Source organism: Cellulosimicrobium sp. So1_17, assembly GCF_055181235.1.
In genome coordinates, this window is the sequence record NZ_CM143702.1 from 4,420,240 (window position 1) to 4,434,664 (window position 14,425).

General features: G+C 73.0%; 10 protein-coding genes and 1 tRNA gene. 6 read left to right on the plus strand and 5 right to left on the minus strand.

The genetic code is table 11. From position 1 onward, the window contains the following. Positions 1-90: 90 nt before the first annotated feature. The 3 genes from ACZCLJ_RS19495 to ACZCLJ_RS19505 form a co-directional block, all read right to left on the minus strand. Positions 91-3,942 carry a multifunctional oxoglutarate decarboxylase/oxoglutarate dehydrogenase thiamine pyrophosphate-binding subunit/dihydrolipoyllysine-residue succinyltransferase subunit gene (locus ACZCLJ_RS19495; protein WP_463104960.1) on the minus strand — a complete coding sequence of 1,284 codons (3,852 nt, stop codon included), beginning with the start codon at positions 3,940-3,942 and terminating at the stop codon, positions 91-93. 313 nt (positions 3,943-4,255) lie between these two features. After that, the gene (locus tag ACZCLJ_RS19500; RefSeq protein ID WP_463104961.1) at positions 4,256-5,416 is read right to left on the minus strand and encodes a sensor histidine kinase; all 1,161 of its coding nucleotides are present in this window, start codon (positions 5,414-5,416) and stop codon (positions 4,256-4,258) included. Beyond that, positions 5,413-6,204: a response regulator transcription factor gene (locus tag ACZCLJ_RS19505; RefSeq protein ID WP_463104962.1), complete on the minus strand. Its 792-nt coding sequence runs from the start codon at positions 6,202-6,204 to the stop codon at positions 5,413-5,415. The genes ACZCLJ_RS19500 and ACZCLJ_RS19505 overlap by 4 nt, the downstream gene beginning before the upstream one ends. Before the next feature lie 140 nt (positions 6,205-6,344). Here ACZCLJ_RS19505 and ACZCLJ_RS19510 point away from each other — a divergent pair, with 140 nt between their 5' ends. From ACZCLJ_RS19510 to ACZCLJ_RS19525, 4 genes are all read left to right on the plus strand, one after another. Further along, complete coding sequence (locus ACZCLJ_RS19510) at positions 6,345-7,703, plus strand: hemolysin family protein (protein ID WP_463104963.1); 1,359 nt, start codon at positions 6,345-6,347, stop codon at positions 7,701-7,703. Then, entirely contained in the window at positions 7,700-8,740 is a 1,041-nt protein-coding gene (locus ACZCLJ_RS19515) for a hemolysin family protein (RefSeq protein ID WP_463104964.1), read from the plus strand. Before ACZCLJ_RS19510 ends, ACZCLJ_RS19515 begins: the two co-directional genes overlap by 4 nt. A gap of 200 nt (positions 8,741-8,940) precedes the next feature. Then, the gene (locus ACZCLJ_RS19520) at positions 8,941-9,756 is read left to right on the plus strand and encodes a M15 family metallopeptidase (protein WP_251150283.1); all 816 of its coding nucleotides are present in this window, start codon (positions 8,941-8,943) and stop codon (positions 9,754-9,756) included. A gap of 35 nt (positions 9,757-9,791) precedes the next feature. After that, positions 9,792-10,394 carry a hypothetical protein gene (locus ACZCLJ_RS19525; RefSeq protein ID WP_463104965.1) on the plus strand — a complete coding sequence of 201 codons (603 nt, stop codon included), beginning with the start codon at positions 9,792-9,794 and terminating at the stop codon, positions 10,392-10,394. Positions 10,395-10,438: 44 nt separating this feature from the next. Here the strand turns inward: ACZCLJ_RS19525 and ACZCLJ_RS19530 are convergent, their stop codons facing one another. Together ACZCLJ_RS19530 and ACZCLJ_RS19535 are read right to left on the minus strand one after the other, a co-directional pair. Then, positions 10,439-11,071, minus strand: a complete 633-nt coding sequence (locus ACZCLJ_RS19530) for a CYTH domain-containing protein (RefSeq protein WP_463104966.1) — start codon at positions 11,069-11,071, stop codon at positions 10,439-10,441. A gap of 63 nt (positions 11,072-11,134) precedes the next feature. Next, a tRNA-Arg gene (locus ACZCLJ_RS19535) sits at positions 11,135-11,207 on the minus strand. Positions 11,208-11,354: 147 nt separating this feature from the next. Between ACZCLJ_RS19535 and argS the strand changes: the two genes are divergently transcribed. Together argS and lysA are read left to right on the plus strand one after the other, a co-directional pair. Beyond that, positions 11,355-13,040, plus strand: a complete 1,686-nt coding sequence (argS, locus tag ACZCLJ_RS19540) for an arginine--tRNA ligase (protein ID WP_463104967.1) — start codon at positions 11,355-11,357, stop codon at positions 13,038-13,040. Then, positions 13,037-14,419: a diaminopimelate decarboxylase gene (lysA, locus tag ACZCLJ_RS19545; RefSeq protein ID WP_463104968.1), complete on the plus strand. Its 1,383-nt coding sequence runs from the start codon at positions 13,037-13,039 to the stop codon at positions 14,417-14,419. Before argS ends, lysA begins: the two co-directional genes overlap by 4 nt. Positions 14,420-14,425: the final 6 nt, after the last annotated feature.

Here is a 14,425-nt window from a genome sequence, read left to right on the forward strand (position 1 = left end):
GGCCCGGCCGGACGGAGCCGACGACGAAGGCCCCCCTCCCGTGGGAGGGGGGCCTTCGTCGTGCTCAGGTCCCGGCGAGCCGGTCGGTCGTCAGCGGGCGAACGCCTGCTCGAGGAGCACCGCCTGCTGGGCCTGGTGCTTCTTCGCCGTGCCGGCCGCCGTGGAGGCCGACGCCGGACGCGAGACGACGCGCACGCGCGGCAGGTCGTCCGGCAGGTTGATGTGGACGAACGACCAGGCACCCTGGTTCTCCGGCTCGTCCTGGACCCACACGACCTCGGCGTCGCCGTACCGGGCGATCTCGGCGCGGATCGCGTCGACGTCGAGCGGGTAGAGCTGCTCGAGGCGGACGATCGCCGTGCTCTCGTCCCCGCGCTTGGTGCGCTCGGCGAGGAGGTCGTAGTAGACGCGACCCGTGCACAGGAGCACGCGGTCGACCTTGGCCGGGTCGGCCGCGGCGTCGGCGATCACGGGCCGGAAGGTGCCCTGCGTGAACTCCTCGACCGGGGACGCGGCCGCCTTGAGGCGCAGCAGCTGCTTCGGCGTGAAGACGACGAGGGGACGGCGCGGGCGGTCGTACGCCTGGCGGCGCAGCAGGTGGAAGTACGACGCGGGGGTCGAGGGCTGCGCGACGGTCATGTTGTCCTCGGCCGCGAGCTGCAGGAAGCGCTCGATGCGTGCGGACGAGTGGTCCGGTCCCTGGCCCTCGTAGCCGTGGGGGAGCAGCATGACGACCGAGGAGTACTGGCCCCACTTCTGCTCCGCCGACGAGATGAACTCGTCGATGACGGTCTGGGCGCCGTTCACGAAGTCCCCGAACTGCGCCTCCCAGAGCACGAGGGCGTCGGGACGCTCGACGGAGTAGCCGTACTCGAACCCCAGCGCCGCGTACTCGGACAGCGACGAGTCGTAGACCCAGAACTTCGCCTGGTCGGCGGAGAGGTAGAGCAGCGGGGTCCACTCGGCGCCGGTCTCGCGGTCGTGCAGGACGGCGTGGCGCTGCACGAACGTGCCGCGGCGCGAGTCCTGACCGGCGAGGCGCACGGGCGTGCCCTCGGCGAGGAGCGAGCCGAACGCGAGGAGCTCGCCGAAGCCCCAGTCGATGCCGCCCTCGACGGACATCTGCCGGCGCTTCTCGAGGAGCTGCGCGAGCTTGGGGTGCACGGTGAAGCCCTCGGGCGGCGCGACGTGCACCTGACCGATGCGCTCGACGACGTCCGGGTCGACCGCGGTGCGCCAGCCGACCATCGTGCCGGCGTCCTCGAGCTGCGACTCCGGGCGCTCCAGGCCCGCCACGGGCTCCTTCGAGGCGGACGGCGTGTAGCCGCCCTCCTTCGTCTCCGTGAAGACCCGCTCGAGCTGCGCCTGGTAGTCCTGCAGGACGTGCTCGGCCTCCTCGAGCGTGATGTCGCCGCGCGCGACGAGGTTCTCGGTGTAGAGCTTACGCACCGAGCGCTTCGCCTCGATGAGGTTGTACATGAGCGGCTGGGTCATCGACGGGTCGTCGCCCTCGTTGTGACCGCGGCGGCGGTAGCAGATGAGGTCGATGATGACGTCGCGGTCGAACTGCTCGCGGAACGCGAAGGCCAGCTCGGCGACGCGCACGCACGCCTCCGGGTCGTCGCCGTTCACGTGGAAGATCGGCACCTGGTAGCCCTTGGCCACGTCGGTCGCGTACGTCGTCGAGCGCGACGACGACGGGCCCGTGGTGAAGCCGACCTGGTTGTTGACGACGACGTGCACGGTGCCGCCGGTGCGGTAGCCGCGCAGCTGGGCGAGGTTGAGCACCTCGGGCACCACGCCCTGACCGGCGAAGGCCGCGTCGCCGTGGATGAGGATCGGGAGCACGGAGAACCCGTCGCCCCCGAGGTCGATGCGGTCCTGCTTGGCGCGCACGATGCCCTCGAGCACCGGGTCGACGGCCTCGAGGTGCGACGGGTTGGCCGCGAGGTAGACCTTCGTCGTTGCGCCGGACTCGGCCGTGAACGTGCCCTCGGTCCCGAGGTGGTACTTCACGTCGCCGGAGCCCTGCACGCTCTTCGGGTCGAGGTTGCCCTCGAACTCCGCGAAGATCTGCGCGTAGCTCTTGCCGGCGATGTTCGCGAGCACGTTGAGGCGACCGCGGTGCGCCATCCCGATGCCGACCTCGTCGAGGCCGTTCTCGGCGGCCTTCGACAGGATCGCGTCGAGCAGCGGGATGAGTGACTCGCCACCCTCAAGCGAGAAGCGCTTCTGCCCGACGAACTTCGTCTGGAGGAACGTCTCGAACGCCTCGGCGGAGTTGAGCCGGCGCAGGATGCGCAGCTGGTCCTCGCGCGGCGTGCGGGCGTAGCCGGACTCGAGACGCTCCTGCAGCCACTTGCGCTGCGTGCGGTCTGCGAGGTGCATGTACTCGACGCCGACCGTGCGGCAGTAGGAGTCGCGCAGGAGGCCGAGGATGTCGCGCAGCGACGACTTCGTCTTCCCCCCGAACCCGCCCGTGGGGAAGGTGCGGTCGAGGTCCCAGAGCGTGAGCCCGTGGTTCTGGATGTCGAGGTCGCCGTGCTTGCGCTGGCGGTACGCGAGCGGGTCGGTGTCCGCCATGAGGTGACCGCGCGAGCGGTAGGAGTGGACGAGCTCGGCGATCTTGGCGGGCTTCGCCGCCTCGATCTCGGCGTCCGTCGTGTTGTCGCGGACCCACCGCACCGGCTCGTAGGGGATGCGCAGCGCGGCGAACACGCGGTCGTAGAAGCCGTCCTCGCCGAGCAGCTTCTGCGACAGGATGCGCAGGAACTCGCCGGACTGGGCACCCTGGATGATGCGGTGGTCGTAGGTCGACGTGATCGTCAGGACCTTCGAGATGCCGAGACGCGCGAGGCGCTCGGTCGAGGCCCCGGCGAACTCCGCCGGGTAGTCCATCGCGCCGACGCCGATGATCGTGCCCTGGCCCTGCATGAGCCGCGGCACCGAGTGCACCGTGCCGATCCCGCCGGGGTTCGTCAGCGAGATCGTCGTGCCGGCGAAGTCGTCGACGGCCAGCTTGCCGCCGCGCGCCCGTCGCACGAGGTCCTCGTAGGCCGCCCAGAACTGGGCGAAGTCCATCGTGTCGGCCTTCTTGACGCTCGGGACGAGGAGCTGGCGCGTGCCGTCCGGCTTGGCGAGGTCGATCGCGAGGCCGAAGTTCACGTGGGCCGGCTGGCTGACGGCCGGCTTGCCGTCGAGCTCGGTGTAGCTCGAGTTCATGGCCGGCATGTCCGCCAGCGCCTCGACGAGCGCGAAGCCGATGAGGTGCGTGAACGAGATCTTGCCGCCACGACCGCGAGCGAGGTGGTTGTTGATGACGATGCGGTTGTCGACCATGAGCTTGGCCGGGACGGCGCGCACGGACGTCGCCGTCGGGACCTGGAGGCTCGACTCCATGTTCGTCACGACGCGCGCGGCGGGGCCGCGCAGCTTCTGGACGTCGTCGACGGCCTCCGTCTGCTCGTCCGGCGCAGCGGCGACCTTGCGCGCCGGGACCTGCGCGTACGGCGCGGTGGCGGGCTGCGCCGTCGCGACGGGCTTGTGCGCACGCACGGCCTCGACCGCCGCGTTGACGGCGGGGTCCGCGGGCAGCTTCGGGGCCTTGACGCGCTGCGCGGCCTCGGCCGCGGCGGAGCCGTCCGTCACCGGCGTGGGCTTCGTGGCCTCCGCGGGTCGGGCGGCCGGTGCCGGGGCAGCGGGCGCGCTCTGCGCGGGGCTGCCGTTCGTGGACGCCGACGCCGGTGCCGCAGACGGTGCGGGCTCGTCGCCCGTGTCGTCGCGCTCCGTCGGACGGTAGTCCTCGAAGAAGTCCCACCACGCGGGGTCTACCGCGTTCTTGTCCTTGAGGTACTGCTCGTAGAGCTCGTCGACCAGCCACTCGTTCGCTCCGAACACGGAGCTGACGTCGCTGATCGCCTCTGACTCAGCCTTCGGGGACACGCGAGGATCGCCCACTTTCACACACAGGTCGCTGTACGGTCACAGTCGTGTCGGCGCGTGACGGCGAGACGACGACGCGCCCCGGCACAGACTCGTCCGGCATCCGGACCACACCAGCCTAGGCCCTCGGGCCCCGCTCGCAGGGCCGCGGGGGACGTTCCCGCGCGAGCCGTGCCAAGGTTCTTCACGTCGCGTCTGTGCGAGGCAAACGCGGTGCAACGCCCTCCTCGACTCCGGGCAAGAGCGCGGAATTCCAGGCCATCACGGGGTATGGGGCGGTCGGTGTGTGACGCATCTCACCGGTTCGGCGTGGTCACAGCGCGTCGTCGTCCAGGGGTGACGGCGAGAGGTCTCCCGCCCTCGCCGGGAGGGTCACCCGCATCGTCGCACCCCGACGGGAGTCGGCGACCTCGATCCGGCCGCCGTGCAGGTCGACGGCCCACCGGACGATCGCGAGCCCGATCCCGGTACCGCCGGTCGAGCCGCCACCCGTCGGGTGCGAACCCGTCGGGTGCGACCCCGTCGCGCTCGCCCGCGCGAAGCGCTCGAAGATCCTCTCGCGGTCCTCCTTCGCGATCCCCGGACCCTCGTCGACGACCTCGATCACGACCTCGTCGTCGACCGGGTACGCCTCGAGCCGGATCTCGCCGTTCGGGGGAGAGTGGCGGATCGCGTTCTGGAGCAGGTTCACGACCACCTGGTGGAGGCGCTCCCTGTCGGCCTCGAGCACGAGGTCCGGCGGGGTGACGTCGACGAGGTACCGCAGGCCCTTGGCCGCCTCGACCATGGAGACCGCCTCGGCGTTCTCCTCGAGGAAGTCGCCGACCTCGATCTCCGTGATGTTCAGCGCCGCCGCGCCGGCCTCGATGCGCGACAGGTCGAGCAGGTAGGCGACGAGGCGCGTGAGGCGCTCCGTCTGGGCGAGCGCCATCTCCATCGTCGCGGGCGTCGGCTGCGTCACGCCGTCCACGACGTTCTCGAGCTGCGCCTGCAGCGCGGCGATCGGCGTGCGCAGCTCGTGCGACACGTTGGCGATGAGCTCGCGCCGCACCTGGTCGCTCGTCGCGAGGTCCTCCGCCATGACGTTGAACGCGACCGCGAGCTGCCCGACCTCGTCGCGGCTCGTGGCCCGGACACGGCGGGTGTAGTCGCCGTCGGCCATCGCGCGGGCGGCGGCGGTCATCTCGCGCAGCGGGGACGTCATGCCCCGCGCCAGGAGCTGGGTCAGCAGGAGCGACAGGACGATCGCGAGGGGGAAGGTGCGCGACGGGCCGAGCTGGTTCTGCAGCCCGATCCACGTGATGAGCACGGCGAGCGTCACCGTCGCTGCGACGAGCACGCCCAGCTTGATCTTCAGCGAGCGGAACGAGTCGAGCGGCCGGACGTCGGGCAGGTGGGGCCGGATCGTGTGGGACCGGTGCGGCGGGTTGCGGGACGGGCCCGAGAGATCCTGCCCACCGGTGGGCGTCGTCATCCGGCGGGCGGCTCGAACGCGTAGCCCACGCCGTGCACCGTCCGGATGAGGTCCGCGCCGAGCTTGCGCCGCAGCGCCTTGATGTGCGAGTCGACGGTGCGGGTCCCGCTCGCGTCGGCCCAGTCCCAGACCTCGGCGAGGAGGCGCTCGCGCGTGAGCACCGTCTTGGGCGAGCTCGCGAGCATGACGAGGAGCTCGAACTCGGTGGGTGTCAGGTGCACCTCCTCCCCGGCGCGGTACACGCGACGCTGGGCCTTGTCGATCGTCACGTCGCCCACGGCCATGGGTGGCTCCGCGGGTGTCGTGCTCGCCGCCTGCGCCGCGCGGTCCATGCGCCGCAGGAGGGCCTTGATGCGTGCGACGAGCTCGCGCATCGAGAACGGCTTCGTCATGTAGTCGTCCGCGCCCACGCCGAGCCCGATGAGCATGTCGGTCTCGTCGTCGCGCGCGGTGAGCATGAGGATGGGCACCGGCTGCTCGGCCTGGATGCGGCGTGTCACCTCGAGCCCGTCGATGCCCGGGAGCATGACGTCGAGCACGATGACGTCGGGACGCAGGCGGGTCGCGGCGTCGACGCCGGACAGCCCGTCGCGCGCGACCTCGACGCGCCAGCCCTCGGCGCTCAGGCGCTGCGCGATCGCCGTCGCGATCGCCGGCTCGTCCTCGACGACGAGCACGGTCGCGCTCTGCTGGCCGGCCGGTCCGGTCGGGGGAGCGGGGGTGCGGCTCGTGGTCGGCCCTGCACCCGCGCCGGTGGGGAATGCGCTCGCTGCCCTCGGATCTGCCATGGGGTACAGCGTGGCACACGTCGGCCCAGGTCGGCCGGATTTGCGGACGACCGGCGACCGGCCTCGGGGCCGCCGACGCGCCCGGGCGCTAGCATGCTGCGCACGATGAAGAGCACCTCCCGATATCCGTGGAGCACCTCGTGGTAGGCGACTGGGTCATGGTCGCGCTCGGGGTGCTCCTCACTGCAGGAACCGCCGTGTTCGTGGCCGGGGAGTTCTCCCTGGTCACCCTCGACCCGGCCGTCGTCGGTGCCGGTGACGAGCCGTCCGGCGAGGAGGGCGACAGACCCGACGGCCGCGACGACCGGCGCGACCGCAGCGTCCGCGCCGCCCTCAAGCACCTGTCGACCGAGCTGAGCTCGGCGCAGGTGGGCATCACGCTCACGACGATCCTGCTCGGTTACACCGCGCAGCCCGCGCTCCTCTCGCTCCTCTCCGACGGGCTCGGGCGCACCCCGCTCAGCCAGGCCGTCGCGGGCGTCCTCGCCGGGGTCCTCGCCCTCGTCGTCGTCAACGCCTTCTCGATGGTGGTCGGCGAGCTCATCCCCAAGAACTTCGCGCTGAGCGCGCCCTACGCGACGGCTCGCCAGGTCGTCCCGCTCCAGCGCCAGTTCACCAAGCTCTTCCGCCCCGTGATCGCCGTGCTCAACGGGTCGGCGAACGCCATCCTGCGGCGCGTGGGGGTCGAGCCGCGCGAGGAGCTGTCGGGCGCGCGGTCCGCCACGGAGCTCGCCGCCCTCGTGCGTCGCTCCGCGCAGGAGGGCACGCTCGACGTGTCCGTCGCCACGCTGCTCACGAACTCGATCGAGCTCGACACGCTCTCGGCCGTGGACGTCATGACCGACCGCATGCGCATGGTCGTCGTCGACCGCGACGCGACGGCGGCCGACGTCGTCGACGCCGCCCGTCGCACCGGCCACTCGCGGTTCCCGGTCATCGGCGACGACCGGGACGACGTCGTCGGCCTCGTGCACCTGCGCCGGGCGGTGGCCGTCCCGCACGACCGCCGCGCCGACGTGCCGGCCGCGGCGCTCATGGTGGACGCCCCTCGTGTCCCCGAGACGGTCCGCCTCGGCCCGCTGCTCGTCGAGCTGCGCGGGTTCGGGCTGCAGATGGCGGTCGTCGTCGACGAGTACGGAGGGACGGCCGGCGTCGTGACGCTCGAGGACGTCGTCGAGGAGCTCGTCGGCGACGTCGCGGACGAGCACGACCGGCGCCGCTCCGGCGCCGCGCGGCGTGCGGACGGTTCCTGGTTCGTCCCGGGCGTCCTGCGCCCGGACGAGCTCACCGAGGTGACCGGGCTCCGGGTCCCCGAGGACGCCGCCTACGAGACGCTCGGCGGACTCGTCATGTCCCGCCTCGGGCGCGTCCCCGTGACGGGCGACGAGATCGTCGTGGGTGAGGGCACGGACCGTGTCGTCGTCCGGGTGGAGGCGATGGAGGGTCGTCGCGTCGAGCGCGTCAACGTCCGTCCGGCGCCCGCGGAGGTGGGCGCATGAGCTCGTCCACCGCGCTCCTCCTCGGCCTCGTGCTCCTCGTGGGCAACGCCTTCTTCGTCGGCGCGGAGTTCGCGGTCATCTCGGCCCGGCGCTCCGCGATCGAACCCCTCGCGGCACGGGGCGACCGGCGTGCGCAGACCGTGCTGTGGGCGATGGAGAACGTCTCGCTCATGCTCGCGTGCGCCCAGCTCGGCGTGACCGTGTGCTCGACCGGCCTGGGCGTCGTGGCCGAGCCGGCGCTCGCGCACCTCATCGAGGACCCCCTGCACGCCCTCGGGGTGAGCGCGTCGCTCGCGCACCCGATCGCGTTCGTCGTCGCGCTGGCCGTCGTCGTCTACCTGCACGTGGTGCTCGGCGAGATGGTGCCCAAGAACCTCGCCGTGGCCGGGCCGGACCGGGCCGTGCTGTGGTTCGGGCCGCCGCTCGTGTGGATCGGCAGGGTGCTGCGTCCGGTCATCGTCGCGCTCAACTGGGTCGCGAACCACGTCGTGCGGTGGTCGGGCGTGGAGCCCCGGGACGAGGTGGCGTCGGCCTACACCGCCGAGGAGGTCCAGTCGATCGTCGAGCACTCCCAGGCAGAGGGCGTGCTGCGGGACGAGCAGGGCCTGCTGTCGGGCGCGATCGAGTTCTCCGAGCGCACCGCGAGCGACGTGATGGTCCCCGTCGCCGACCTCGTGACCGTCGTCGAGGGGTGCACGCCCGACGAGCTCGAGCGTCTCGTCGCCCGCACCGGGTTCTCGCGGTTCCCCGTCGCGGACGCGTCGGGCGACCTCGTGGGGTACCTCCACGTCAAGGACGTCCTCTACGCCGACGACACGACGCGTCACGACCCGGTACCCGGCTGGCGCGTGCGGGCGCTCGCGGTCTCGGCACCGGACGACGAGGTGGAGGACGCGCTGCGCGCCATGCAGGGCTCGGGCGCTCACCTCGCGCGCGTCGACGGTCCGCAGGGCTCGCTGGGCGTGGTGTTCCTCGAGGACATCCTCGAGGAGCTCGTCGGCGAGGTGCGGGACGCGATGCAGCGGCGGCCGCACTGAGGCTGCCGCAGCAGGGCCCCGGGGCGGCGTGGTCGGGGTGGCCGGGTGGTGTGGGAGCCTTCCCGCAGCGCTGACCAGGAGACTTGGCAACGCCGGAGGCCTTCGTTACTGTTCCGTGATTGACCGCGGTCGCCAGTGTCGTTCACCGGCCGGCCATGGTCGGTCCGACGTCCGTTCCGAGTGGGGAAGGCAGGTGGCGGGTGCAGTCGCAGCAGACCGACGACGTCCCCGCCCTCGAGTCCCGCCGCGCACGTCGCGAGGCCGAGCACGGTCCGCGTCGACCGCGTCGCAGCCAGGCCCAGGTGCCGGGCCAGCACCGCTGGGTCCCCCGGGTCGCCGTGCTCAGCACCCTCGCCATGGCGACGATCGCGATGCCGCTCTCCGCCGGCGCCGACGACGGTCTGGGGGCCAGGTCACCGTTCGAGCCCGACGCGCGTCCGGCCGGCCCGAGCGCCCTCGATCTCGCGACGGCCGCCTCGACCGTCCCCGCGCTCTCGGAGAACGTCGCGGCCGCACCGCGCACCGCGGCGCGCAGCGACGCCGCGTCCCGGTCGTTCGAGCGCGAACCCCTCCCCGGGTGCGACCCCACCGTCCGCCCCACGGGGACCAACGGCAACCTCGACCAGCACGAGCTGTGCGAGCTGTGGCAGGCCGGCGACTTCCTCCGCCCCGACGCCGCCGTCGCGCTGTCCGCGCTCAACGAGGCGTTCCGCGCGAGCTTCGGCCGCGACCTGTGCCTCGTCTCGTCGTACCGGACCCTCTCCACGCAGGTCTCGCTCAAGTCGACGCGCGGCGGCTTCGCCGCCCGGCCCGGCACGTCGATGCACGGCTGGGGCCTCGCCATCGACCTGTGCTCGATCGAGACGGGGTCGCGCGACGTGTACGCGTGGCTCAACGCGAACGGCGAGACCTACGGCTGGGCCAACCCGCCGTGGGCGAAGCGCGGCGGTGGCGGCGCCTACGAGCCGTGGCACTTCGAGTTCACCGAGGGCGTCGAGGAGATGGGCGGCGCCTGACCCGCCGTGCGGACCGGCCCGGCTATGGTCGGAGCATGGCGGACCTCCTGCTCGCCGCGGTCGTCCTGCGCCGTCCCGAGCACGCGCTCGCGGCGCAGGTCCTCGCCCTCGCGCTCCACGGCGTCGTGCGCGAGATCCGTGACGCGTCCCCGGGACGGCCCGAGGTGCCTCCGGACCCGACCCCGGCCGTCGTGCCGGTCCTCGAGGTCGTCGACCCGTCGCGGGCGACCGGGCACGAGCCCGACGTCCTCGTGGCGCTGTTCGGCGACCCCTGCCTCCCCGGGGCGCGCCTGCGGCTCGACCCCGACGACGCGGGCCTCCGGGAGCGGCTGAGGGCTGCCGCGGCCCGCGTCACCCGCGCGGCGCGGCGGGAGGGCTACCTCGCCGGGGGGCGCGGCGACCACCTGACCGAGAAGGGGCAGGCGTTGCGCGCCGACCTCGTCGCGCTCGAGGACACCGTGGAGCAGGAGGTGGCCGAGGCCCGACGACGCGACGCGGACCGCGCGCACGTCTCGCCGGTGCTGCTCCCGTGGGCGGTTCTCTTCGGCCACGAGCCGGGGTGGGTCCCGGTGGACCACCGGTCCGTCCGCGCCGACGTCGCGGCCGTGTGCGCCGCCGCGGACGCGCTCTCGCGCTGAGCACCCGGCCACGACGGCCGGAAGGCCGAGACCGAGCCCTGCGGCTACGGGCCGGCGAGGCGCTCGTTGCGCCCGAAGTCCTGGAGGAAGCGCGGGCCCGACGCCGCGAGCTCGGCCGCGTAGGCCGTGCGCCACCCGGCGAAGGGCCGGCTGGCGAGCGCGTCGTTCGAGAACCGGGGGTCGTCCGTGAGCTCGGTGACGCAGAACGCGGGGATCTGCAGGTCGGTGACGGGGCCGGAGCGCTCGCACTCCGCGACGACGAGCGGGTGGTCCGCCCCGCCGAACACGTCGACGACCCAGCCGTCGTCGCCGAGCCACACCGACCAGCGCGTCTTCACGATGCGCGACCCGCCGCGCCGGATCATCTGCAGCCCGACGGCGACGTCGACCTCGCGCTCGGCCTCGTACCGCGTGCCTCCCGCCATCGGCCCTTTCACGGTGAGCGTGCACAGGTCGACCTCGGAGGCGTAGCGGTCGAGGAGCGTGATCGCGTCCGTGCCGGCGTCCATGGGAGCGTCGACACCGGGGGCCGTGGCCCGCAGGCGCAGCGCGTACCCCTCGTCGGCGAGGTAGTAGCTCTGCACGATCAGCGCGGGCGCGTCGCGCAGCTCCTCCGGCATGTCGCGCACGAGGAAGCGTCGTTCGAACTCGAAGTCCCCATAGCCGCCGTCGGTCATGGGGACACCGTAACGAAGTGCGGGGCCGGCGTCCGGGAGATGCCTACGCCTGTGGGGCTGAGGTGCCCTCGATAGGATTCGAACCTACGACCTTCTGCTCCGGAGGCAGACGCTCTATCCACTGAGCTACGAGGGCGTGCGCCGTGCGGGACGACCCGGCGGCGCGATGCACGAGACTACCAGCCCGCCGGAGGGTGTCGGCAACCGGTTCGCGCGCGGCGGGGGGCCGCGGTCCACCGCGACGGGCGACGGGCCCGGGGCGGTGCGTCGGTAGGATTCTCCCGTGACCCCCGACGAGCTCTCCGAAGCGCTGAGCGCTGCCCTGGCCGCCGCCGTCGCCGACGGCACCCTCGCCCTGCCTGCCGGGGCCGTCCCGGCCTCCGTGCACGTCGAGCGACCCCGCCAGCGCGAGCACGGCGACTGGGCCACGAACGTCGCGCTGCAGCTCGCGAAGAAGGCGGGCACGACGCCGCGCGCGCTCGCCGAGGACCTCGCGACGCGCCTCGCCGCGACCCCGGGCGTCAAGGCGGTCGACGTCGCGGGGCCGGGCTTCCTCAACATCACGCTCGAGGCGGGTGCCGCGGGGGAGCTCGCCCGCACGATCGTGGAGTCGGGTGTCGCGTACGGCCGCGGCGACTCGGAGTCGGGCAAGCGCGTCAACCTCGAGTTCGTCTCGGCGAACCCCACGGGGCCGCTCCACATCGGCGGTGTGCGCTGGGCGGCAGTCGGCGACTCGCTCGCGCGCGTGCTCGAGGCGAGCGGCGCCGAGGTGGCGCGCGAGTACTACTTCAACGACCACGGCGCGCAGATCGACCGGTTCGCGCGCTCGCTCCTCGCCCGCGCTCGCGGTGAGGAGGCGCCGGAGGACGGCTACGGGGGCCAGTACATCACCGAGATCGCCGACGCGGTCGTCGCGGACGCGCTCGCGGCGGGGGAGCCGGACCCGCGCGCACTGCCCGACGACGAGGCGCGCGAGGCGTTCCGGGCCCGGGGCGTCGAGCGCATGTTCGGCGAGATCAAGGCGTCGCTGCACGACTTCGGCGTCGACTTCGACCTGTACTTCCACGAGGACTCGCTCCACGAGTCCGGCGCGGTCGAGCGCGCCGTCGCGCGGCTGCGCGAGACCGGTCACGTGTTCGAGCAGGACGGCGCGACCTGGCTGCGCACGACCGACTTCGGCGACGACAAGGACCGCGTCGTCATCAAGTCCGACGGCGAGGCAGCCTACATCGCGGGCGACATCGCGTACTACCTGGACAAGCGCGAGCGCGGCTTCGACGAGGTCATCATCATGCTCGGCGCGGACCACCACGGGTACATCGGCCGCATGATGGCCGTGTGCGCGGCGTTCGGCGACGAGCCGGGCAGGAACCTCCAGATCCTCATCGGTCAGCTCGTCAACCTCGTCAAGGACGGCGAGCCCGTGCGCATGTCCAAGCGCGCCGGCACGGTGCTCACGATCGACGACCTCGTGGGCGCGGTCGGTGTCGACGCCGCGCGCTACTCGCTGACGCGCTCGTCCGCCGACTCGAGCATCGACCTCGACCTGGACCTGCTCACGCGGGCGACCAACGAGAACCCGGTCTACTACGTGCAGTACGCGCACTCGCGCACCTGCGCGGTGGACCGCAACGCGGCCGACCGCGCGGTGGCCCGGGCGGACGGGTTCGACCCGTCGCTGCTCGACCACCCGACGGAGGCGGCGCTGATCGGGCGCCTCACGGAGTTCCCACGCATCGTGGCCCAGGCCGCCGAGCTGCGCGAGCCGCACCGCGTCGCGCGCTACCTCGAGGCCCTCGCCGGCGACTACCACACGTGGTATCAGCAGAAGGACCGCCGCGTGCTCCCGTACCCCGACGAGGACGTCACGGACACGCACCGCACGCGGCTGTGGCTCAACGACGCGGTGCGCCAGGTCCTGGCCAACGGCCTGGGCCTGCTCGGGGTGACCGCACCGGAGCGCATGTGAGCACGCACCCCGGCGAGCCGTGGTCGAGGGGCGTGCGCCGTCGCGACGACGGCGTGGTCGAGGTCGCGGGCCTCGGCGTCCACGAGCTCGCCGCGCAGGTCGGCACGCCCGCGTACGTGCTCGACGAGACGGACTTCCGTGCCCGGGCCCGCGCCTACCGCACGGCGTTCGAGACGGCCTTCCGCGCCGTCGGGACCGACGTCGACGTGTACTACGCGGGCAAGGCGCTGCTGACGGTCGCCGTCGCGCGCTGGGCGCGCGAGGAGGGCCTGCGGGTCGACACGGCGTCGGGCGGGGAGCTCGCGGTCGCGCTGCGTGCGGGTGTCCCGGGGGCCGAGATCGGCCTGCACGGGAACAACAAGTCGGACGCGGAGCTCGACAGGGCGCTCGAGGTCGGCGTCGGGCGCATCATCGTCGACTCGCTCGTCGAGATCGAGCGTGTCGCCCGCGCCGCCGCGGCCCGCGGGGTCGTGGCGCCCGTCATGGTCCGCGTGACGACGGGCGTGCACGCCGGCGGGCACGAGTACATCTCGACGGCGCACGAGGACCAGAAGTTCGGGCTGTCGATCGCCGCGCCGCGGGGTTCCGGCGTCGACTCCGACGCACCCGGGGACTCGCCGGCCATGACCGCGCTGCTCGACGTCGTGCGCCGCCCCGAGCTGCACCTGCTCGGGATCCACTCGCACATCGGGTCCCAGATCCTCGACCCGACGGGGTTCGAGGTCGCGGCCCGCGCGGTGCTCGAGCTCCGCGCCGACCTGGCGGCCCGCACCGGCGCGCTCGTCGACGAGGTGGACATCGGCGGCGGCTACGGCATCGCCTACCTCCCCGGCGAGGTCGCGCTCGACCCCGAGCGGATCGCGAAGGACGTGGCGGGAGCGGTGGACGCGGTCGCGGCCCGGCTCGGCACGCCGCTCCCGCGGTTCTCCATCGAGCCCGGTCGTGCGATCGTCGGCCCCGCGGGGCTCACGCTCTACACGGTCGGCACGGTCAAGCCGGTGGCGCTCGACGACGGCCGCGTCCGGACCTACGTGTCCGTCGACGGCGGGATGAGCGACAACATCCGTCCCGCCCTGTACGGCGCGCAGTACCACGCCGAGGTCGTCGGCCGGGCCTCCGTCGCGGCGCCCGTCCTCGCGCGCGTCGTCGGCAAGCACTGCGAGAGCGGCGACATCGTCGTGCACGAGGTGATGCTGCCGGGCGACGTGCGGGCGGGTGACCTCCTCGCCGTGCCGGCGACCGGGGCCTACGGGCGGTCGATGGCGTCGAACTACAACCTGCTGACCCGGCCCCCGGTCGTCGCCGTCTCGGACGGCACCGCACGCGTGCTCGTGCGGCGCGAGACGGTCGACGACCTCCTCGCGCTCGACCAGGGTTGAGCGGCT